The sequence below is a fragment of the Gelidimonas diazotrophica genome, from assembly GCF_055694025.1.
The window spans coordinates 171026-191852 of the sequence record NZ_CM146349.1 but is presented as its reverse complement, the minus strand read 5'-3'; the positions used below and the strand labels follow the sequence as shown (position 1 = coordinate 191852).

Below are 20827 nucleotides of genomic sequence, written 5' to 3'. Positions count from 1 at the left end.
GCGTCTTGGGGGCAAAGGATTGAAACGCCTTGTGTCGGCAGTTCGATTCCGCCCCGGGCCACCGAGAACATAACTCACGAAACGCCAACCATGCAGGTTGGCGTTTTTGTTTCCGGGACTCTGGAAGTCCTCGTGTCCGTTCTATTTCCGGTACAACAGAGGATCACGCCAAGCGACAAAGGCCGACCGAATCGTCCAAACGTCCATCGAGCGATTTCGCATAAAAACTACGTTACAGAATATGGCCACTTAAACCTAGACGAGAAGGATGGTTAGGCTCTGGCCAATGCGCTATCGAGTCAAACAATCGTCTGAGGTTGACGTTCCAATGGGAAATATGTACATTCGGCCACTACTATTTCGCCCCCCTGGAGGCTAGCGATTTGTGACGCGATCAGTTGCTCGATTGCCGAAAGGTGTCACCAATTTAGAGATCCCGCCAAAGAAACCATGCCTGCTTTTGGAGAAGAAGATGAGTAATATCCGCGCGCTCGATATGATGTTTATCGACGATATTTTCGATATGGGTGGGGGCTATGTTCTCAATTTCTCGGATCGGACGCTTTCGCAATTTTTTGTCGAAGAACTCAATATCGAGATCGACAATCCAACGTACGCCAAGAATGGAACCTCCAAGGCGAAACGCTTACGCTGCTTCCTTCAAACAGTCGATAAACCAACCATTGCTCGAACCCTCAAGGTCCTTTGGGAATACCGCGAAGCGCTACTCCAGCGTTCCGGCCAAGCTGACCGGATTGAAAATTCCTGCGGTCGCTTCCTTTCCCTAATCAATCGGATTGAGGGAAGAGCGGAAAACACACCTCCTGCAGGACGACCACCAGCTCAAGCCTTCGACCGGCCAACACTCGCACAAATCAAGGTCGATCTGCTCGCCATTTCAGGCCTGGCACCTCAACCAAGGGGATTCGCTTTCGAGAAGTTATTGAAGCGTCTTTTCGATGCCTACGGCTTGTCCGCACATGATCCATTTCGACTTCGAGGCGAGCAAATCGATGGGAGCTTTCAACTTGGCAACGAGACGTATTTGGTGGAAGCCAAGTGGCAGAACCTCGCGACCGGCGTCGCCGAACTGCATACTTTTCACGGAAAAATCGAGCAGAAAGCTGCTTGGACGCGCGGACTGTTTGTCAGCAACAGCGGATTTACGCCGGATGGGCTTGTAGCTTTCGGTAGAGGCAAACGGGTCATCTGTATGGACGGCCTGGACCTCTACGACACTCTAGACCGCGAAATTCCACTCAATCATGTTTTGGAACGCAAGGTGAGACGCGCAGCAGAAACCGGGGCGCCGTTCCTCCCAGTCCGCGAGCTATTTCCTTAGGCCTATAGCCCAACTCGTTCGTTTCACACCCACGAAATTGCCGATTAGTGCTGGTTTTTTCAGACAACCCAACATAGTAATGATTCTGCAGCGATCCCAGTTATCTAGGTCTCGCTGAAGGCAGTAATAGGGGACAGACCACGGTTATCTGATAGTAAGAACGTGGTCTGTCCCCCTATTTACTCGTCCTCATCCGGCGACGCAACGCAGCACCACCTCGTCCGCCAGCACTATGCGGTTGCGGCCATCTGCCTTGGCCTGATATAGGGCGGCATCAGCGCGCGCCAGCAGACTGTCGAAGTCTTCAAGTGTGCTCGACTGGCTAGCAATGCCGATACTGAGGGTGCAGGAAGGTAGATCAGTTATGGCATCGCGCAGCGTCGTCTGGATGCGCAATGCCACCTGAATTGCCTCTTTTGCGGAGGTTCCAGGCAACAAAACGACGAATTCCTCGCCGCCAAAGCGAGCCACCTGATCACGCTCGCGCAACGCCTGTCGGACCAGCGCCACCACGTGTACGAGGACCCGATCACCTATCGCATGGCCGTAGCTATCATTCACTGCCTTAAAGTGATCCAGGTCGATCGACATAAGCGCCAGCGGCCAGTCGCCTTGGCGCGCGTGTATCTGCGCGCGTTGAAAGAATTCCCCGAACCCACGCCGGTTCAGCGCCCCCGTCAACGGATCGTGTGTGGAGCGCTGCTCCAGCACCAGCTGCAAACGACGTGAGGCCAGCACCAAGAAGGCCACGCTAAGCAACATGATGACTAAATTGGATATCGCTAAATAGCTGGTTGCTAGCGCCGTGCTTTTCAGAAGATCCACACTGGTACCGCCCCAAACTAACGCAGTTACACCTCGCATCAGTACCAAGGCCGATTGCATCAGCAACAGCGCGAAGAAGAAATAGCTGGTGAAATGCCGTTCGCCATAACGTACAACTAAACGCAGTTGCATCATATGCAGAGCCACTTCTGCAATAGAAAAGAGTGCCACCCGCAGGGCAAAATTCGGGGTCACGACCAGCCACCAGAGCAAGCCTAGCAAACAACTTCCCCAGATTATATGGAACAGACGCCAGCTAGCCGATTGCCCGTAGAACAATTGGGTACCGATCATCGACAGACCGACAGCCCACAAAAGAGCTGCGTTGGATGCCGGCACGGACAGCACGTCCGGCAACGTCCCGCGCAAGGCCAGCATCAATCCAGCCAGCACCATGGCTAGCTGGCTCCAAGCCCAATGCCCCACTCCCTGAACCTCGTTTCGGAAGCTGCGGTGCACAGAAAACATGATAATACTCATGCCGACGCAAATAAACGCCGTCATAAACATCAGAGTAAATACATCAAGCGATCTCATTTGGTCTGAGTAGGTTTTCTGGTCAGGACAAAGGTTTGGTACGGAATTATCAGATTCTGGAACACGAGGCGTATTCTATGCCGGCGTATTCTATGCAGATTTGCTCTTGCGCAACACCAGCGAGGTTTGAGGATTTATAGGGGACAGGCCACGGTTTTTACTATCAGAAACCCGTGGCCTGTCCCCTATTTGCCACGTCCCGCTTCTGGGATAAGATGCCGAACCGCCCCACACATTTATATTCGCCTTATCCACGCTCCAGAAAGTTCTTCATGCGCATCGTGCTTGCCTTCGTTTCGACAATTTTCGCCACTTCCACTATCGCGGCCCCTGCTGCCAACGCACCGGAGGTATTGCCTTCCGGCGTATCGGTTCAACACATCAAGGTTGGCACTGGCGCCAGTCCGAAAGCATCCGACACTGTCACCGTCCATTACCGTGGAACACTGGAAAATGGCAAGGAATTCGACAGTTCCTATGCACGCAAGGCGCCCGCCACGTTCCCTCTGTCGCAAGTGATTCCCTGCTGGACCGAAGGCGTTCAAAAGCTGAAGATCGGCGGCAAGGCCAAGCTGGTTTGCCCGCCGAAAACCGCTTACGGCGAACGCGGCGCCGCTGGCGCAATACCGCCGAACAGCACGATCAACTTTGAAGTCGAACTGATCTCCATCGGAAAGTAGGAACGCAAGCCCCGATCACGGCCTCTGTCGGCAAGCTTCGCCCAACAGCTATGCGGTGCGCACGCCATTGAGCGCATCAGCGGGCAGATACCCACGGCCTGGCCGGATTGGCGGGGAAAACAGATGCAATCGAATGGCCGCAGATTCAACTGTGGCCATTCTTTGTTGCTGAGCCAGAAAATGAATCCGCCGGGGCCTCAGGTTCAGTGAATATAGTGAACAATTGATAGGAGAAGTTAAATGTGGTGGGCACAAAGTTGGATAACAATTCAGAAGGAATTTTCAGACTTAGGCGATCCATCGGACATCACGCGGGTCTGCGTCCGGCTTTTGGTTGCGGTTGTTCTTGGCGCCATCCTTGGATATGAACGCGAATCGGCTGGCGCAGCTGCAGGACTGCGCACACATATGCTGGTATCGCTCGGATCGGCGCTCTTCATACTGGTTCCTTTACAAGCCGGCATGTCGCTGGAAGACATCTCAAGAGTATTGCAGGGTGTAACGGCAGGCATCGGGTTCCTGGGCGCGGGCGCAATCATAAAACTGCGGAATGAAGACATTAAGGGATTGACGACCGCGGCAGGCATTTGGCTCACCGCGGCAGTCGGAGTCGCAGCGGGCATGGGGCTGGAAGCCACAGCGGTTCTCAGCGCCATGTTTGGCTTGGTTATTTTGTCTTTGTTGCGGCTGCCCAAGAATAAATAGCGGCTGAGATGAAGCAGTATGTAGGAAATAATAGGGGACAGATCACGGTTTTTACTATCAGAAAACCGTGATCTGTCCCCTATTAAGATGTGGTAACTAACCGGACAAACACGGTTTATTGCATGAGTATATTTAGTTTTCGCAATGAATATATGCGGTAAATACCATAAAAATTGCTATACTCCGTGCTTATACAAACACGCTCCAGTTTGTCGCGTCCCGCCTATTGGCTGGAGCAGCGGCGGCAGAAGAAAACGAACGCTAGATGATCAAGCTTGAAAACGTCAGTTTTCTCAGAGATTTAATAAAGTCTCCGCCAGGTTGTCGAGCTCGGCCTTGCGCTGCTCCCAATCCGGCAAATAACTTTTCAGGAGCCTGTAATACGCGGGGCTATGGTTGTGCTCTTTCAGATGACAGAGCTCGTGAAAAATCACGTAGTCAATACAATGCCGAGGTGCTTTCACGAGTTGCGGATTGAGTAGCAATTCGCCGCTCGGTGAGCAGCTTCCCCATTGCGTGCGCATGTTGCGCAAGCGGAAGGGAGGCAAAATCTCTAGCCAGCGCGCATTGGACGCGCATTCACCCACCCGGCGCGCAAACACTTCTTCTGCACGGCGCCGATACCACGCATCCAATAACTTCCGGATGTCTTCACGGTCTTTGGATTGCGTTGTCACTTCAAGACGACCGCGCAACAACTTCACGCCTTGCGGCCCGCTCTGGTCGACGCTCACTTTCAGCGGGTAGCGCTTGCCCAGATAAAAATGACTTTCCCCACTGACATAGTCTCTGGGCAGCACATGTTTGGTCCTTGCACGGTGCTCGGTCAAGCGCTGCCAGATCCAGCGTGCGCGGCGACGCACTGCCTCCAGCACTTCGCTGGTCGTCGCTCCCTCCGGTGCATCGACTTGCACCGAACCATCAGGAAAGACATGGATCGCGATACGCCTGACTGGTTTGGGAACAAAGCAGAGCGAAAAGCTAATGCGCTCATCTCCGTAGTCAATGAAACTCTTCACTTCAAAGCGTCCCGCGGCTCAGTCCAACACGGGTGATTTGAATCACCTGTTCGATCACTTCCTTGGCTTTTTCCAGACCCATGACAGCGAACAGGCGCGGCAATAGCGTTTTGCGGATAGCCGCCTCGATGTTTTGCGGGTTCAGAGAATTTTCGGCCACCGCATTTTGGACCGCCTGGTCGATATTCAATGCCTGCTCCACATACGTCTGCATCTCGGCTGCATCAGCAGCCTTGAAGTATGCATCGCCCAAAGTCATCCGAAAAGTACCGAAATAGGCGCGCGCGTGACGATTGTTGCCGAAGGTGTCAGGCACACCTGCCACCGCAAGATTTTCCACCTGTTCTTCAAACTTCGTGAACAGGGCGTACTGCTTCAGCGGATGCTCAAACATTGCCGCTGCTTCGGCGATGGCCAATTTCAGCAGATCGGCAAACACCTTTTGCGCGTACGGGTCCCCCGCCAGTTCCTGCTCGATGGTTTTCTTCAGCCGGGTGCGGATGATGTCGGTTTCGTTGCGGGTTTTTTCTTCGCTCCAGGTAGCAGGGTCTTCTTCCTGACCCAGCTTGTGGACCATGTACACGCCCTCGGGTTCGCGTACCTCGAGACCGACCACCTGTTTATCGACCAGGCGACGAATCTGCTCTTCGTAGACGCTGTAATCCACCGTCTCCAGCGCATCCTGCCGGGCAATCTTGCGCAGGCCCGTAAAAAAGCGCAGGTCTTCCTTGTAGGTGCGAACATCTTGCTCGGAGAAGCTGCCGTCCTCAAAGAAAGTGCGCGAAGACAAGGCTATTTGCAGGCAGAGACCGAATTGGGTCAGCGCCTGATAGAAGTCCTCACGCAATTTCTGCCGCGTGTCATAACTTTCACCCTGTTCGTCCTCGACGTACTTCGGCATCAACACTTGCCGGTACTGTTCCAGATCCTGACGATTGCTGACGCTTTTGAAGCTGGCCCACAGCGCATCGTGCAATCCGGGCAAGCGCTTGTATTCAGTGCTGAACTGCCGATACAGGCCTTCAATATCCGCCAGCTCGTAGCCGCCCTGGGTCTGGGTCTCCAATACCTGATAGGCGCGGATCGCCGTATCCAGCTCTTTCAAGATGCCGCGATAATCGACCAGCACGCCGTAACGTTTGGCTTCATGCAATCGGTTCACCCGCGCGATGGCCTGAATCAGGTTGTGCTGCTTCAGCGGTTTGTCGATGTACAGCACGGTATTGGCAGGCTCGTCGAAACCTGTCAGCAAGCGATCCACCACGATTAACAGATCGGGGTCGCCTGCGGTCGAAAAATGGTCGAGCACCCTGCGCTCGTAGGCGTCCTGATCGTTGCCGACATGTTCTTTCCACCACTTCTGCACTTCCGGCAACGCGCCTTCATCGACCTCGGTATTGCCCTCGCGGGTGTCCGGTGCGGAAATGATCACCGCGCTGCTGACCAAACCGGTCTGGTCCAGATATTTCTTGTAACGGATAGCGTCCTGTTTGCTGGCGGTGGCGAGCTGTCCCTTCAGGCCCGGATACAGTTTCTTGATGTTCTCGCTGAAATGCACCGCGATATCCCAGGCGATCAGTTCGACCCGGTTGGCGGAACTATAGATGGCGCCCTTGTTGGCGAACTTGCGCTTCAGGTCGGCCTTCTGACTGTCGGAGAGGCCCACCGTGATCTTGTCGAACCAGCTATTCACCGCCGCTTCGTTGATGGTCAGTTCCGGCACCCGCTCTTCATACAAAAGCGGCGCCACCGTCTCATCTTCCACCGCCCGCTGCATCGTGTAGGCGTGCACGATCGGGCCGAATTTGTTGGCGGTCTTCTCATCTTTCAGCAGCGGCGTGCCGGTGAAGGCGACGTAAGCGGCGCGCGGCAATGCACGGCGCATGCGTTCGTGGGTTTCGCCGCCATGACTGCGGTGGCCTTCATCGACAAGCACGATCAGATTGCTGGATGGATTAAAACACTCCGGCAACCTGGATGCGGTGTTGAACTTGTGGATCAGCGTGAAGATGATCCGCTCGGTACCGGAGCCTATGCGCGTGGCCAGATCGCGTCCCGAACCGACCTTCGACTTTTCGCCTTCCTTCCGGGTCGCGATCGCGGAACCGAAGGCGCCGCTGCTGATGAAATTTTTCGATAACTGATCTTCCAGGTCCAGCCTGTCGGTCACCACCAATACGCGGCATTCCTTCAGGCTGTCGTGCAAAATCAACGCCTTGGTCAGGAACACCATCGTGAACGACTTGCCCGATCCGGTCGTATGCCAGACCACGCCGCCTTCGCGGCCGCCATCCGGGCGGCGCTGACTGATCCGCTCGATCAGTGCGCGGATGCCGAAGAATTGCTGGTAACGCGCCACCACCTTGCCCACCTTGCGGTCGAACAGGACAAAAAAGCGCAAGAATTCCAGCAATCGATCCGGCGTCAGCAGGCTCACCAAGAGCCGATCCTGCTCGGTCGGCAACATCTGTCCTGACCACAAGCGCTTGAAATAAGCGCGCAATTGCGGCGGTTTCTCGGCAAACAGCGCCGCCTCCACCTCGGCCGACAGCGGCGTGTTTTTTATTTTGGAAAAATGGGCGTCATCGAATTTTTCTTCACGCCAGCGCGCCCAGAATTTCGCCGCCGTATGCGTGGTGCCGTAACGGCCGTCGGTATGACTGATCGAGAACAGCAACTGCGCATACGCGAACAGCAGCGGCACTTCATCGACGCGTTGATTGCGCAACTGCTGGCTGATGCCCTCGGCGATCATCGACGCATTGACGTTGCCCGAATCGGGACGCTTGGCTTCCATTACAGCTACCGGAATGCCGTTGATAAAACCCACCACATCCGGCCGCCGCGTGTGCGTGCCCTGTGCCGACAATACTTCGAATTCGTCGCTTACTTCGAAGCGGTTCGCTTGCGGATTTTGCCAATCGATGATCGCAATGGTCGGCTGATGCTTCTTTCCGTCCGGCATGAACTCGGTGACGGTGATGCCCAGAGTCAGCTTTTCGTACAGCCGCTGATTGGCTGCCGGCAGCCCTTCCTGCAACGACGCGGTGCACAGCTCACGCACCATCTGGTCGATCGCGTTCGGCGACAACGGATGCAGTTCACCCTTGTAAGTGAAGCGGCGGGTTTGCAGCACCTCCACCAGCGTGATTTTGAGGATGACTTCTCGGTTGCTGCCGCGCCTGGTCAGACAAACGGATGGCGTCAGATAAGTCCAGCCCAGTGTGCACAGCAGATGCAGCGCGGGGATGTGGGCGCTGAATTGCTCTTTGGTTTGGGGAATGTGGTTGGGCATAGTCTGTTCGGCTTCAGGCTGCGGCTTGGGGTGATTGATCGACTTGCACACGGCGTTTTCCGGTGAGGAGTTGCTGCATCAGTGAGGATTTTTGTTGTTGAAGTATTTTCATCTGGATGGTAAGCACTTGGCGAGCTCTTTCTGCGGCATCCAACATCGAGACAATTCGACCTTGCTCTTGAGCTTCGGTAGGAATTGCAATATTGAAGCTTCGAATGTAATCAGCAGGGACTCGTTTTTGTCCTGCTGAGCCAGTCATCTCTGATGCGCCCCGTGTTCTGAATTCATGGCTACTGACAATGTGGGCAATGAGATTCGCAGATACGTTTGATTTCACTCTCAGCACATGAAATTCCGTGCTTCCGAAACCAATGCCGTTTAAGAGACAACTGACAAGCGCACCCTTTCCATTTTCGAAGCAAGGTGTAATTTTGGCGACGAGCACATCACCATCAATGAAAGCAGTGTATCCGGAGCAAACCGATTCATAAGAACGCTCCAGAAGTCGTCGTATTTGCCCATCTTCAGTCACGGCTTCCATTGGCAAGAATGAAACCCGTCCATCAGGTGGGCGCGATGCTTTTCCAGGATTTACTGTAACCAGTTCGTCAAGATGAACCATTGCCCAGCCATTTGGAGTTGACTGGCCAGATCTACTCTTTGGTAGCAATCGCTGCATGAGGGCACGTTTTTGCGATTTGCTGTTCTCAATAAGCCTTTCACAGACAGCAATTGCGAGATCCCACTTTGCAATTATCGTCGCAATTTTTCTCTGTTCTTCTGCCGCCGGTACATTGACTGGAATGCTCGCGAAATCTCGGGCATAAAGTCTTAACCGGTCATCTGTCAAGCCATACGAATAAGCCCAAAACAGGTAAGTCATCCGCTTCGTTTTGAAAAGGTATGAGGCGAATGCGGGATCTACAGCCGGTTTGGGTTTCAGCACAACATAAGCCGGACTGACCAGCCCTTCTTTATCTACCATCCCGGATGCTCCCTGCCACATGCGCATCATGTTGTATGCGATGTCGCCGGGTTTGACGAGCAAATGCTCATTAGCAGACAGGGTAGTGTCCTGCTTGCGGTCGAGGTCGTCGCGATTTACCACGCCGTTATTGAGGGTGACGGACAGTGTGGGCAAGCCTTCACGGCCTTTTTCACGGCGACTGGAAAACAGATCGCCGAGACGGCAATTACCTTCGTAACTCATTTCCCCTTGCCTTTATTCTTCGCTGTTTTCAGTTTCTGCTCGACAGCCTCCAATGTTTGCATGTCCGTAGCGTCAGCCAACTTCGCTTCATCGTGCCTGCGCTGACCGTCAAAGGTGGCGTACCGCTCATGCACAATCTTCACCATCCGCTCATGACTGCTCTTGCCCGCGTTCTTCAGCAATGCACGCTCATTGAAGAGCAGGAAGTTATCCACGTACTGCCGCCAATCCGCCATCTTGATGTCCTGCCGCTTGGCGGCGCGGTCTTCGGCGTAGTCGAGAAACATGGTGGCGATGCGATTGAGTTCGGTGATCTCGTCCTTGTCAAGGTAGTTCTTGGCGGTGATCACATCGCCCTTGCGCACACGGGCGCCTTTCCAGCTTTGCAGCGCCATATTGGGCTGCGCCGGATCGGAGCGCTGGATGATGAGGTCGGCAGCGGTGTGCTGCGTGACTGCAAACAGCATCTTGTTTTGCACTTCGGCAAAAAACTGATGGGCGGTGTCGGTGTTGTCGCTGTAATCGATGGCCAGCGCAAACAGGTCGCGCACTTTCTGATAAAAACGCTTTTCGGACGCCCGTATGTCGCGTATGCGTTCGAGCAATTCGTCGAAGTAATCCCACGCAGCCGGGTCCTTGAGCCGGGCATCGTCGATGACGAAGCCTTTGACGAGGAACTCGCGCAGGTGTGTGGTGGCCCACTGGCGGAACTGGGTGCCGCGGGGCGAGCGCACGCGGTAGCCGACGGCGAGAATCAGGTCGAGGTTGTAAGACTTGAGCGTGCGCTTGACTGTGCGCTGACCTTCGTTTTGAACTTGTAAGTAAGTCTTACAAGTTGCGTCCTCGGTTAGCTCAGCTTCTTTGTAAATTGCCTTGACGTGCTGCGTAATGTTTTGCGGTGTCGTCTGGAACAAGTCGGCGATCTCGGCTTGGGTCAGCCATACCGTCCCGCCTTCGGCGCGCAGGAAAAACTGTGCGTTGCCATCTTCTGTCGGGTAAAGCACCAGCTCGCCGCGGCTGGGTTGCTTGGCATCCATCGGCTCATTCACGATCGAATCCTTTCGTGCTGACCAATTTATTGGCATCAGAAAAATGGTCAGCAGGATTGATGTGATTGCTCAGGTCGCTGTTTTGCTCCCTTCTCCCGCAGGCGGGAGAAGGGCCGGGGATGAGGGCGCTCGCAGAATCGACGGCAAGCAAATTTTGATAAATCATCTCCAAAACAGCTTCCGTTTCCGTCAGCATCTGGTTATTCCAAAAACGCAGCACTCGCACACCTTGCGCACGCAGCCACGCATCCCGATGGTGATCGTATCCGATCGCCTCTCCATGCTGGCCACCATCGAGCTCGATGCATAGTCTCTTTTCATTACAATAAAAATCGAGGATGTAGCGTCCCATCGGGTGTTGTCGTCGGAATTTTGCATCCGCGATACGGCGATTGCGCAATAACTTCCATAGCAATGCTTCCGCATCGGTCATGCGCCCACGCATTTCCCTGGCCCAGGTACGAAGGTCTTCGGGAAGTTTGGCTGAGTGATGTGGCTGGTAATTTTCCATGCTTATGTCGTGACGGTTGTTAGATAGGGAATTTTGCGGGCGCCCTCATCCCCGGCCCTTCTCCCGGCTTGGATTTTTCCGGGGCCCGAATCGCCATGCGATTCGCTTGCGGGAGAAGGGAGCAAGACATCGGCTCACTCATAACCGAGCTCTTTCAGATAGCCATCCATCTGCACTTCCAGCGTCGCCAGCTCCGCCTTCAGCTTTTCGCGTTCGGCGCGCAGCGCCATCAAGTCGATTTCTTCCTCTTCGACGAAAGTATCCACATAACGGGGAATGTTGAGGTTGTAGTCGTTTTCGGCGATTTCGGCCGGGGTGGCCAGGTAGGCGTACTTGTCTGCGCTGTTGCGTTTGCGGCTGGTGGCGAGAATGCGCTCCAGATCCGTGTCGCGCAGGATGTTCTGGTTCTTGCCATCCTGATAGTCGCGGCTGGCGTCGATGAAGAGCACCTTGTCGTCTTTCTTTTTCTTGCGAAAGACCAGCACGGCGGCGGGGATACCGGTGCCGTAGAACAGTTTTTCCGGCAAGCCAATGACCACATCGAGCAGGTTTTCATCGATCAGTTTTTTGCGGATCGCGCCTTCTGCCGCACCCCGGAACAAGACGCCGTGCGGCACCACCACGGCCATGCGGCCGGTGCCCGGCTTCATCGTTTCTATCATGTGCAGGATGAACGCGTAGTCGCCCTTGGTCTTGGGCGGCACGCCGCGCCGGAAGCGCTTGAATTTGTCGTCGGCGGCGCCGTCATGCCCCCATTTTTCGAGCGAAAACGGCGGATTGGCAACCACGATGTCGAAGTGTTTGAGCAGCGCGTCGCTGTCGAGCAGCTTGGGATTGCGGATGGTGTCGCCCCACTCGATGCGGTGGTTGTCTTCGCCATGCAGGAACATGTTCATCTTGGCCAGCGCCCAGGTGCTGCCGATCGCTTCCTGTCCATACAGCGCGTATTTGCGCGAGTTGTTGCGCTTGCGGATCAACTGGCCGCACTTCATCAGCAGCGAGGCGGAGCCGCAAGTCGGGTCGCAGATTTCATCGCCTTCCTGCGGATCGACCAGCAAAGCCATCAATTGCGAGACTTCGGGCGGGGTGTAAAACTCACCGGCTTTTTTGCCGCTGGTGGACGCGAAATTCTTGATCAGGAATTCATAAGCATTGCCGATCACGTCGAGCGTGCCGACTCGGCTTGGACGGAGATTGAGTTCGGACTTGGCGAAGTCTTCCAGCAAATGGCGCAGGATGTCGTTCTTCTGCGCTTCTTCTCCCAGCTTGTTGGAATTGAAGATGATGTCCTGAAACACGTCGCGCAATTTCTGGATGTTGGTTTCTTCGATCGCGTGCAGCGCCTTGTCGATGCGCTCGCCGTTGCCCGGCTGATGCCGCTGCGCATGCAGTGCATAGAAGTTGGCTTGCGGCGGCAGCACGAAGCGCTCGTTCTTCAGCATTTCTTCGATCAATTCCGGGTGGTCGCCGTACTGCGCCTTGTAGCCGTCGTAGTGGTCTTGCCAGACATCGGAGATGTATTTCAGAAACAGCATCGTCAGCACATAGTCTTTGTAGATGGCGGGATCGACGGTGCCGCGGAAGGTATCGCAGGCTTCCCAGACCGCGCGATTGATGACGGATTGTTCGATGGGGCTATTGCTCATGTCGTTGCCTGATGGTTGGTCGCCAACAACTTCAGAACCAGTGTCTGTAGCTGCTGCTCGCGGTTGTGTATGAGTCCCTGCAGAAGATCGCGCTCCTGTCGGGCTGCCTGGTCCAGGCTGATAAGTTGGCGCTGTTGCGCAACCGGCGGTACCGCTATCGGTAACGCTTCCAGTACGCCGCGCCGTATGCTGAGTTGGTCTGTGCCTTCGGCATTTTTGCTCAAGAAGCGCTGCGCCGGCAATTGGTTGATCTGCCAGGCCAGGAATTCAGGCAGCAGCGCCTTGATATCGCGTACGCGGATAAGAAAAAAATACTGCGAGCAAACTGCCGGCGCAGGGATATCTTTCAAACAGACCGCGAAATTTCGCGCTCCTTTGGCCACAAAGAGTATGTCGCCGGCCTGCAGCCAATCGGGTTCCTTGCGTCCTTGCGGGCTGGTACGCGCGACCTTGTTCCATGCAACGCCGGACGCCACGCTCAAGTCCCGCATCTGTATTGCCAATGCAGCACCTTCAGCAATTTCGGGCACTCTACCGCGAAAAGGGTGTCCTGGACGCACTTCAGTAAATTGTCTAAGTTCGTCTATCATTTTGCACCAATCTGGATGATGCAAATATTTTGCTTGAATTTGGGATATATTGCAACTATCAGGATGACCGAAAAATTTGCTTCAAATAATAGAAATAATAGAGGATAGACCACGGTTTTTACTATCAGAAAACCGTGGCCTGTCCCCTCTTTGCTCGGGACCGATGTTGATAAGCCAAGAAATTTGGCTAAATCAGTTACTGTGGAGTAATGCAAACATCCGTAAAAATTTGTAATTTGCAATAAAAAAAGAACGCCAGCCATCACCGGTGGACGCTTTTGTTTCTGGATGTTGGCGCCGATGCCGGATTGACCTACGGAGCCGATTTTGACTGACCCACCTGCAAGCTGCCCATCCCGCACTGGATCAGCATTTGCAGTGTATTGGGATTGGTCAGCGATTTCGGCAGCCTGGGTTAATTCTGAGTCGGCAGCAACGCACCCACCCTACTATCCGCAAATATGCTGGAGTATCGCTATTTTCAGTGCAGTTCCCGCATATATTCATTGATACATAAAATATACAGCCATATGTACATAATTTTCATCAAGCGCTTGTTTGAAAGCAATCATGTCTGAACCCGACCCTGTCGCCTCGATTGCCGCTGCCATCCTGGCGGCGCGCCGCAGGTCTGGCGCACAGGGTCCCCGCCTGCCCGAGTGCTGCCGGCCATCCGGGCTTGACGCCGCGCTGGCGATACAGGCAGCGGTCAGCGCGCAACTCGGCGCTGGCATCGCTGCGTGGAAGTGCGGCTTGCCCGCAGCCGGGAATTGGGTGCTGGCTCCTATCTATGCCGGCACTGTCCACACCATCGACACCGGCGCGCAATGCGCGGTGCGGGTCCGTGCCGGCCAGGCGCGGGTGGAGCCGGAACTCGCCTTCATTCTCGGGCGCGACCTGCCTGCTCGCGACCAGCCCTACACGCCGGCCGAGGTCGATGCCGCGATTGCGCGCACCCACCTCGCGCTGGAACTGATCGACAGTCGTTACAGCGATCCGGACGACGCCAGCTTCGCTGAAAATCTGGCGGACGGCTTGCTCAATTCCGGCCTGTTCATCGGCCCGCAGGCGGATGCCGGGAAAGCACGCGCCGCCAGCACGATGGCGATAACAATCACCTTTGCGACGGGCGAGGAAATCCGGCTTGACGGCCGCCACCCGAGCGGCGATCCACGTGCGCCGCTGTATTGGCTAGCGGAGTTTTTACGCAGCAAAGGCCTGGGGCTGCAAGCAGGCCAGGCAGTGATCACCGGCTCGTACGCGGGGAGTTTTGACTTGCCTGTAGGAGAAGACATCGCCATTCAGTATGGCGACCTGGGCACGCTGACGGTGCATTTCGTGCGGAGATGTGCCGAGATGAGCCGCTGCACCTGATACGAAGTAGTATCGCTCACGCGCTAGGGATAGCTTGCAGCCGCTTGGATATCTTGCATTTCCAAACAAGTCGGATGCTTAAATCGCAGGCACATCCGGCAGACTTTACTGTTTTCGATCATAATTCCGCTCCCATAATAATTTGAGAAAAATGTGGTGCGTATGGTACGTATGATGCACGCATCTCGTTTTTCATCGGCCACGGTCGGCTGCCGTCCGGTTTCTATCAGACCCACACCGGTCTGCCTGCGAACTGGCGCCAGTTCCTTTGCCCCCTACTAAATACATGTCCAAACTAATTGTCCGCAATACCACGCTGCAAGATATTGACGCGCTGGTGCGCCTGCAGCGCGAAGTCTATCCGACCATTCCGGCCTGGCAGCACGACCGCGTGGCACGCCAGATCGAGCTGTTCCCCGAGGGTCAGTTCGTCGCGTTCTACAATGACCGGCTGGTGGGCTGCGCCAGTTCGCTGGTGATCCTGTGGGATGAGTGGATGGAACCCCATACCTGGGATGAGATCACCGCCAAAGGAACCTTTGACACCCACGACGCGGCGGGTTACACGCTGTACGGCGCGGAAGTATTCGTCGCGCCGCTGCTGCGCGGCAAGCGGCTGGGCCATGCGCTGTACGAAGCCCGGCGGCGGGTGTGCAAGAGTTTGAATCTGCGCCGCATCATTGCCTGCGGCAGACTGCCGGGCTACCACAAGCTGGCAGACCAGATGCCAGTGGAGCTTTACGCCCGCAAGGTGCTGTGGGGGGACATCACAGACCCGGTGCTGAGCTTTCAGTTGCGCGAGGGATTCAGGTACTGTGGCATCATGCCGAATTACCTTGTCGATGACAAAGAATCGCATGGGTACGCGTCGCTGATCGCCTGGATCAACCCAGATTACGATGCCTCCAAGCCCACCGGGCTGCAACTGGCGGCGCGCGCCGCCGCAAAGGATATCTAAGATGACAACCGCCCCCAAAACCAGCACATACGAACCCAAGCAGCTCACCGTGCGCATCGCGGCGGTGCAATACCTGCTGCGCTCCATCCACGACTGGAACGATTTTGAAAACCAGGTGCGCTTCGTGATGAAAGCCGCAGGCGACTATAAACCGCAGTTTGTGCTGCTGCCGGAGATATTCACCACTCAGCTGCTGTCGTTTATGGATACCAGCGACTTGCGGCAGGCAGTGCGCAACATGAACGATTACACCACGCGCTATATCGAGCTGTTCAAGGAACTGGCTGCGCAGTGGAATGTGCATGTGATCGGCGGCAGCCATCCGACGATAAGCGACGGCAAGCTTCTGAACACCGCCTATCTTTTCACGCCCGAGGGGAAAGTTTTTACCCAGGACAAGATTCACCTGACGCGCTGGGAAAAGGAAAAATGGAAAGGGGACCCAGGTCACCACTTGCAGGTGTTTGACACCCCCCACGGCCGCATTGCTATCCTGATCTGTTACGACATCGAGTTTCCCGAGCTCAGCCGCATGGTGTGTGAAATGGGCGCCGACATCATCTTTGTGCCATCGTGCACCGATGACCGCCAGGGTTTTTTACGGGTGCGTTATTGCTGCCATGCCAGGGCGATCGAGAACCAGGTTTATGTTGCGGTCACCGGCACTGTGGGCAACCTCCCGGTCGAAGGTCTGGGCTTGCATTATGGCCAGGCGGCGATCATCACGCCGTCGGACTTCCCCTTCGCGCGCGACGGTATTGCCGCCGAAGGCGTACCCAACATGGAGCAAATCGTGATTGCCGACGTGGACCTCGGCAAGCTGGTCATGAACCGCGTCAACGGCACCACCATTCCCTTGTATGACAAACGCATCGATGTGTACGACAACGATGTGGAGATCGTGTCCACGGTCTGATGCCATCTGGCTTTCCCGGAAGCGACAGAGCCTGGCTTTGAAAATCCTTGTGTCGGTGGTTCGATTCCGCCCCAGGCCGCCAAGAACATCTCAACTAAAACGCCAACCATTACCGGTTGGCGTTTTAGTTTCAGAAATAGGAAGTCATCATCTCCGGTCTATTTCCGGCACCGGCCGGTATCGCGCTGCGCCGATCAAACTCCTCTTCTAAAATCGACCGAATCGTCCAGCAAGCGCAGCGTCAGCCAGGCTTTGGCGCTACCACATCAAGTCGTCCGGAATCTGGAAGGCGGCATACGGATCGTCCGCATCGATCTCGGTACTGGTCTTGTTCACTCGCACGACGAGCGAGGCGTCGCGCTCGGCGATCTTGTCGGCGATAATCCTGGGCACCAATTCGGTGGCGTTGCCCTGGCAGACGATCACCAGGCGACCGGCTATTAAATGCGCCTGGACCGCGGCCGACACATACAGCCGTGCGATCTTCTTGTCGTGGGTAAAGTTGTAGGCGATGTCGCCGGCGCCCTTGCTCTGGCGATTCTTCTGCACCATCTGGGCAATTTGCGCCACGATTGCCTTTTGCGTGGCGGCCGCGTCGCGCTGGGCATTGAGTTCGCGGGCCCGCTCGGCATTCTTGCGTTGCGTATCGAGTGCGGCCAGGCGCGCTTCATCGACACTGATCGTACCGGTCCGGCGTTCAACCTTCTTCTGCTTGCTCTTGTCCTGGTGGGCCAGTTTGACTTTGTTTTTGTCGACCAGGCCGGCTTTCAAAAACTGCTCTTGCAAAGAAGCCATATGTGCTACTCCGTAAATAGGGTCCGCCGGCCCAGGCAACGGCTCCGGCCAGTGGAAAGTCGCTAGCATAGCAAAAATGTCGACTCCGCTGATCCGCAATCGCGGTCTTGCTGGCGCTCTCAGCCTAAGAGCCGGCAGTGCTAAACTGCGCCCCTTACCCTCTAGCTCCGAACCCATGACGAACAAGAAACAGCCTCCAGCGAAAAAAACAATCGATGCGCCTGCAGGGCGCGCTGAAAATCCGTTTCTGAATACCGAGTTTTACGTACGGATGCGCGATTACACGGAGCGTGACGCGGCGTTCTCGAAAGAATTGAAGGCTATCTCGGAACGCGGCGCAGGCAAGCAGAGTTGCGATGCGCGCTTTGCGCCGTCGCTGAAAGTTTTGCGCGGCGTGATTAAAAAAGGCTTACCGCTTGAGGACATGCTCGATCGCATCGTACTCGGCGTCGAAAAAGGCCTGTGGGAACCCTGGTTGACCGTGTTCGGCTTTGAACTGCGCGGCGTCAACTATGCGAAGACGGGAGCGCGCAATGCCCGACTGGCGCTGGACATTAGCTTGGCATCCAAGGCCAACACCGCGTTTGCAAACGCCGGGATTTCAAATTGGCGTAGTTTGGTGGTGGAAGATTGTGTCCAGCTCCAAGTTGAGAAACCGACCGAGAAGACACCTGCCAAGGCCTATGCCATTTTCACCCTGGACGCCACTGACAATTGAGTGTTGTCGCCGTCGGGCGGCGGAGTGCGTTGCATCGTCACTTCACAGATGCCAATATTGGTCTGGTTGACTGCCGCACATGGTAGGAACCGCTGGACTTTAGAGTCTGTCCATGAATTACTAGCCATCTCATCAATTCCTGTCTGTCGCCGCCCTTCCTTGTGGCGGCTAGCAGCAGGATTATCTGCGAGCATGAAACAAAAGCGCTTCGCGAGCACTCTCAGAAGCCGCTTCACAGAGGGCATTTTGCAGCGCAAAACATGCGCACCTGGGAAGCTGGTTATTGCGTTTTGCAACAGCCTCTTATTTTAAGAAAATGGAAAAATGAAGTTAAAAAATTTAGTTTTGACCAGCCTCATCGTTGCTGCACTTGTGGGTTGCGGTGGCGGCAGTTCGCCAGCGCCGACCGGTTCTGAAGATAACCATGAAACTGTTGATGCTCAGGCCGCACCGGTTACCTCGGTGGTTTTTAAACCAGTCGCGGCTTCATCGTGCGATAAGTCATTTGCATCACTTGCGCTCGGAGATTATGCGTTGAACAGCAATCCCTGGGGCAGGGAGAAGATCACGGATTTCACGCAATGCATCAGTGGCGCGTCGGTCGGAACCGTGATCGACAATACGGCTGTACAGACAGGCGTGACGGCGCAATTCCGCTGGGATTGGCCGACCGAAAACTCCAGCTCCGATATCAAGGCATATCCTGAAATACTGTATAGGCCCGGCGGCAAAGGAATGACTTCAATTCCATTCGCAGATGTCGCAGGGTTGAGCGTCAATCACGACGTTGCCATTTCGGCCACAGGCGACTACAACCTTACCTATGACATTTGGGTGGATTCGACTGCCACTACGGACCACTGGCCGCATAAAGCGGAGATCATGATTAAGGTGCAGCAGACGTGGAAAGATGATCCGGTAATCGACACGATTACGGTTGATGGGAATCAGTTTGAGGTGTTTGAGCACACAGTCATCAATGCATCTTACAACTGGAAGTGGAAGGTCTTGGTATTCGCAAGCAAAACACCGTTGCTGAAAGCGTCCATTCCCCTGAAGCCGTTTATTGACTATCTTGTTTCTAAAAACCATTTGCTCCAGACCGATTACATCAGCACGATCGAATTTGGCGCGGAGTTGAAGCGCGGCAAGGGAACGGCTACCATCAACTCTTATAGCGTTAGCCGTTGATAACATCAGTTAATAAAGGCTTGCTTTTTGCCTTGTCGACCCTAACTAAAAAACATGATCCCATTTTCCATCCTTGACCTTTCTCCGATCGCTGAAGGTAGCGATGCGGCCCAATCATTTCGCAACACGCTCGATCTTGCGCAGCATGGCGAGCGTTGGGGCTACCACCGCTATTGGCTGGCGGAACATCATGGCATGCCTGGCATCGCCAGCGCCGCGACCGCGGTCTTGATCGGGCACGTGGCCGCTGGCACCTCGAAAATTAGGGTGGGCGCCGGCGGCATCATGTTGCCTAATCATTCTCCGCTGGTGATTGCCGAGCAATTCGGGACGCTGGAGTCGCTCTTCCCCGGCCGCATCGACCTGGGGCTGGGGCGCGCGCCGGGCTCGGACCAGACCACTGCGCGCGCTTTGCGGCGCAATCTGGCCGCCGATGCAGACGAATTCCCGCAGGACGTTGTGGAATTGCTGGATTATTTCTCGTCGGCGCCAAAGCAAGCTGTGCGGGCCATCCCCGGTGCCGGTCTGAACGTTCCGATCTGGATTTTGGGATCGAGTCTGTTTGGCGCGCAATTGGCAGCGGCGCTCGGTCGGCCGTATGCTTTCGCGTCGCATTTTGCGCCGGCCCAGATGATGCAGGCGATTGCGCTATACCGGGCCACGTTCCAACCCTCGGCGCAACTCGATAAGCCGTATGTGATGCTCGGCTTTAATGTTTTTGCCGCCGACACCGACGCGCAAGCGCAATTTCACGCGACCTCCATGCAGCAATCATTTGTGAGCCTGCGCAGCGGTCGCCCTTCGCGTCTGCCGCCGCCGATGGGGGATTATTTAAGCCGCATCGGCCCGCAGGAGCGCGCATTGCTTGACCAGGTTCTGTCGTGTTCCGCCATCGGTTCGCCCGAAACGGTCTCGCGTGAATTGACGGCGTTTATTGCGCGTACAGATGCCGATGAGCTGATGATCACGTCACAGATATTCGATCACGCCGCGCGTCTGCGCTCGTATGAGATTACTGCAGACGTCCACAAAGCGCTGGCTTGAGCGATAGCGCCAATTTCACCCTTTCGCAAGCAGGCTGCAGTTGACGATGAATCCCGAATATCTACAACTGTTAGTCACCCGTGCAATGCCTTATGGAAAGTACAAAGGTCGGCTGATCGCCGATCTGCCGGGGCACTATCTTGGCTGGTTTGCGCGGGAAGGCTTTCCCTCCGGCGAACTCGGTGGTCTGATAGCGCTGATGTACGAGTTGGACCACAATGCTTTGACGCATCTGCTGGCCCCGCTTCGCAAGCGCTGACCTCCGCACCGGTCCCAAACCAGACCAGCCGGAATAGGCTTGATGCTGTTATTCAGGCCAATTCCCTGCAACACCGGATTAAACAACCTCAAATACCTTATTGAGTATATTTTATATCCGCAATAAATATATGCGGAAAATGCCATAAAAATTGCCATACTCC

20 protein-coding genes are annotated in these 20827 nt (G+C 55.3%); 10 read left to right on the top strand and 10 right to left on the bottom strand.

The genetic code is table 11. From position 1 onward, the window contains the following. Positions 1–472 precede the first annotated feature (472 nt). Positions 473–1342, top strand: a complete 870-nt coding sequence (locus tag KGFNPO_RS00890; protein ID WP_472632690.1) for a restriction endonuclease — start codon at positions 473–475, stop codon at positions 1340–1342. Positions 1343–1531: 189 nt separating this feature from the next. Here the strand turns inward: KGFNPO_RS00890 and KGFNPO_RS00885 are convergent, their stop codons facing one another. Then, complete coding sequence (locus KGFNPO_RS00885) at positions 1532–2704, bottom strand: GGDEF domain-containing protein (RefSeq protein WP_472632689.1); 1173 nt, start codon at positions 2702–2704, stop codon at positions 1532–1534. 272 nt (positions 2705–2976) lie between these two features. On the opposite strand from KGFNPO_RS00885, the gene KGFNPO_RS00880 reads away from it, so the two are divergent. Together KGFNPO_RS00880 and KGFNPO_RS00875 are read left to right on the top strand one after the other, a co-directional pair. Continuing rightward, on the top strand, positions 2977–3384 hold the full coding sequence (locus KGFNPO_RS00880) for an FKBP-type peptidyl-prolyl cis-trans isomerase (RefSeq protein ID WP_472632688.1): 408 nt from the start codon (positions 2977–2979) through the stop codon (positions 3382–3384). 240 nt (positions 3385–3624) lie between these two features. Then, positions 3625–4089: an MgtC/SapB family protein gene (locus KGFNPO_RS00875; protein WP_472632687.1), complete on the top strand. Its 465-nt coding sequence runs from the start codon at positions 3625–3627 to the stop codon at positions 4087–4089. A 293-nt stretch (positions 4090–4382) separates the two neighbouring features. Here KGFNPO_RS00875 and KGFNPO_RS00870 read toward each other — a convergent pair whose 3' ends face one another. The 8 genes from KGFNPO_RS00870 to KGFNPO_RS00835 form a co-directional block, all read right to left on the bottom strand. After that, positions 4383–5108 carry a M48 family metallopeptidase gene (locus KGFNPO_RS00870; RefSeq protein ID WP_472632686.1) on the bottom strand — a complete coding sequence of 242 codons (726 nt, stop codon included), beginning with the start codon at positions 5106–5108 and terminating at the stop codon, positions 4383–4385. Between the two features lies 1 nt (position 5109). Further along, positions 5110–8403, bottom strand: a complete 3294-nt coding sequence (locus KGFNPO_RS00865) for a type I restriction endonuclease subunit R (RefSeq protein WP_472632685.1) — start codon at positions 8401–8403, stop codon at positions 5110–5112. Between the two features lie 13 nt (positions 8404–8416). Continuing rightward, positions 8417–9613 carry a restriction endonuclease subunit S gene (locus KGFNPO_RS00860; protein ID WP_472632684.1) on the bottom strand — a complete coding sequence of 399 codons (1197 nt, stop codon included), beginning with the start codon at positions 9611–9613 and terminating at the stop codon, positions 8417–8419. After that, a complete protein-coding gene (locus KGFNPO_RS00855; protein WP_472632683.1) occupies positions 9610–10662 on the bottom strand; it encodes a virulence RhuM family protein in 1053 nt (350 codons plus the stop codon). The genes KGFNPO_RS00860 and KGFNPO_RS00855 overlap by 4 nt, the downstream gene beginning before the upstream one ends. Continuing rightward, entirely contained in the window at positions 10655–11173 is a 519-nt protein-coding gene (locus tag KGFNPO_RS00850; RefSeq protein ID WP_472632682.1) for an endonuclease domain-containing protein, read from the bottom strand. The genes KGFNPO_RS00855 and KGFNPO_RS00850 overlap by 8 nt, the downstream gene beginning before the upstream one ends. Before the next feature lie 134 nt (positions 11174–11307). Then, on the bottom strand, positions 11308–12819 hold the full coding sequence (locus KGFNPO_RS00845; protein ID WP_472632681.1) for a type I restriction-modification system subunit M: 1512 nt from the start codon (positions 12817–12819) through the stop codon (positions 11308–11310). Continuing rightward, a complete protein-coding gene (locus KGFNPO_RS00840) occupies positions 12816–13310 on the bottom strand; it encodes a restriction endonuclease subunit S domain-containing protein (RefSeq protein WP_472632680.1) in 495 nt (164 codons plus the stop codon). The genes KGFNPO_RS00845 and KGFNPO_RS00840 overlap by 4 nt, the downstream gene beginning before the upstream one ends. Positions 13311–13405: 95 nt before the next feature. Next, positions 13406–13771, bottom strand: coding sequence for a hypothetical protein (locus KGFNPO_RS00835; protein ID WP_472632679.1), 366 nt, complete (start codon positions 13769–13771; stop codon positions 13406–13408). A gap of 208 nt (positions 13772–13979) precedes the next feature. On the opposite strand from KGFNPO_RS00835, the gene KGFNPO_RS00830 reads away from it, so the two are divergent. The 3 genes from KGFNPO_RS00830 to KGFNPO_RS00820 all read left to right on the top strand — a co-directional run bounded on the left by KGFNPO_RS00830 (position 13980) and on the right by KGFNPO_RS00820 (position 16657). Then, a complete protein-coding gene (locus tag KGFNPO_RS00830) occupies positions 13980–14783 on the top strand; it encodes a fumarylacetoacetate hydrolase family protein (protein WP_472632678.1) in 804 nt (267 codons plus the stop codon). A gap of 268 nt (positions 14784–15051) precedes the next feature. Beyond that, positions 15052–15741, top strand: a complete 690-nt coding sequence (locus tag KGFNPO_RS00825; protein ID WP_472632677.1) for a GNAT family N-acetyltransferase — start codon at positions 15052–15054, stop codon at positions 15739–15741. Between the two features lies 1 nt (position 15742). Continuing rightward, the gene (locus KGFNPO_RS00820) at positions 15743–16657 is read left to right on the top strand and encodes a carbon-nitrogen hydrolase family protein (RefSeq protein ID WP_472632676.1); all 915 of its coding nucleotides are present in this window, start codon (positions 15743–15745) and stop codon (positions 16655–16657) included. Between the two features lie 258 nt (positions 16658–16915). Here KGFNPO_RS00820 and KGFNPO_RS00815 read toward each other — a convergent pair whose 3' ends face one another. Beyond that, positions 16916–17452, bottom strand: coding sequence for a DUF2058 domain-containing protein (locus KGFNPO_RS00815; RefSeq protein ID WP_472632675.1), 537 nt, complete (start codon positions 17450–17452; stop codon positions 16916–16918). A 175-nt stretch (positions 17453–17627) separates the two neighbouring features. Here KGFNPO_RS00815 and KGFNPO_RS00810 point away from each other — a divergent pair, with 175 nt between their 5' ends. The 4 genes from KGFNPO_RS00810 (at position 17628) to KGFNPO_RS00795 (ending at position 20664) form a co-directional block, all read left to right on the top strand. Next, positions 17628–18170, top strand: a complete 543-nt coding sequence (locus KGFNPO_RS00810) for a hypothetical protein (RefSeq protein WP_472632674.1) — start codon at positions 17628–17630, stop codon at positions 18168–18170. A 324-nt stretch (positions 18171–18494) separates the two neighbouring features. Further along, on the top strand, positions 18495–19361 hold the full coding sequence (locus tag KGFNPO_RS00805) for a GH12 family glycosyl hydrolase domain-containing protein (protein ID WP_472632673.1): 867 nt from the start codon (positions 18495–18497) through the stop codon (positions 19359–19361). Between the two features lie 54 nt (positions 19362–19415). Then, positions 19416–20405, top strand: a complete 990-nt coding sequence (locus tag KGFNPO_RS00800) for an LLM class flavin-dependent oxidoreductase (protein WP_472632672.1) — start codon at positions 19416–19418, stop codon at positions 20403–20405. Positions 20406–20451: 46 nt separating this feature from the next. Next, positions 20452–20664: a DUF3820 family protein gene (locus tag KGFNPO_RS00795; protein ID WP_472632671.1), complete on the top strand. Its 213-nt coding sequence runs from the start codon at positions 20452–20454 to the stop codon at positions 20662–20664. The last annotated feature ends 163 nt before the right edge of the window (positions 20665–20827 follow it).

What these genes read in the sequence shown, in the direction of transcription:
- KGFNPO_RS00800 (WP_472632672.1), top strand. Translation starts at nt 19,416, where the DNA reads ATGATCCCATTTTCCATCCTTGACCTTTCTCCGATCGCTGAAGGTAGC.
- KGFNPO_RS00875 (WP_472632687.1), top strand. Translation starts at nt 3,625, where the DNA reads ATGTGGTGGGCACAAAGTTGGATAACAATTCAGAAGGAATTTTCAGAC.
- KGFNPO_RS00795 (WP_472632671.1), top strand. Translation starts at nt 20,452, where the DNA reads ATGAATCCCGAATATCTACAACTGTTAGTCACCCGTGCAATGCCTTAT.
- KGFNPO_RS00860 (WP_472632684.1), bottom strand. Translation starts at nt 9,613, where the DNA reads ATGAGTTACGAAGGTAATTGCCGTCTCGGCGATCTGTTTTCCAGTCGC.
- KGFNPO_RS00820 (WP_472632676.1), top strand. Translation starts at nt 15,743, where the DNA reads ATGACAACCGCCCCCAAAACCAGCACATACGAACCCAAGCAGCTCACC.
- KGFNPO_RS00815 (WP_472632675.1), bottom strand. Translation starts at nt 17,452, where the DNA reads ATGGCTTCTTTGCAAGAGCAGTTTTTGAAAGCCGGCCTGGTCGACAAA.
- KGFNPO_RS00880 (WP_472632688.1), top strand. Translation starts at nt 2,977, where the DNA reads ATGCGCATCGTGCTTGCCTTCGTTTCGACAATTTTCGCCACTTCCACT.
- KGFNPO_RS00845 (WP_472632681.1), bottom strand. Translation starts at nt 12,819, where the DNA reads ATGAGCAATAGCCCCATCGAACAATCCGTCATCAATCGCGCGGTCTGG.
- KGFNPO_RS00830 (WP_472632678.1), top strand. Translation starts at nt 13,980, where the DNA reads ATGTCTGAACCCGACCCTGTCGCCTCGATTGCCGCTGCCATCCTGGCG.
- KGFNPO_RS00810 (WP_472632674.1), top strand. Translation starts at nt 17,628, where the DNA reads ATGACGAACAAGAAACAGCCTCCAGCGAAAAAAACAATCGATGCGCCT.
- KGFNPO_RS00865 (WP_472632685.1), bottom strand. Translation starts at nt 8,403, where the DNA reads ATGCCCAACCACATTCCCCAAACCAAAGAGCAATTCAGCGCCCACATC.
- KGFNPO_RS00805 (WP_472632673.1), top strand. Translation starts at nt 18,495, where the DNA reads ATGAAGTTAAAAAATTTAGTTTTGACCAGCCTCATCGTTGCTGCACTT.
- KGFNPO_RS00850 (WP_472632682.1), bottom strand. Translation starts at nt 11,173, where the DNA reads ATGGAAAATTACCAGCCACATCACTCAGCCAAACTTCCCGAAGACCTT.
- KGFNPO_RS00840 (WP_472632680.1), bottom strand. Translation starts at nt 13,310, where the DNA reads ATGCGGGACTTGAGCGTGGCGTCCGGCGTTGCATGGAACAAGGTCGCG.
- KGFNPO_RS00885 (WP_472632689.1), bottom strand. Translation starts at nt 2,704, where the DNA reads ATGAGATCGCTTGATGTATTTACTCTGATGTTTATGACGGCGTTTATT.
- KGFNPO_RS00890 (WP_472632690.1), top strand. Translation starts at nt 473, where the DNA reads ATGAGTAATATCCGCGCGCTCGATATGATGTTTATCGACGATATTTTC.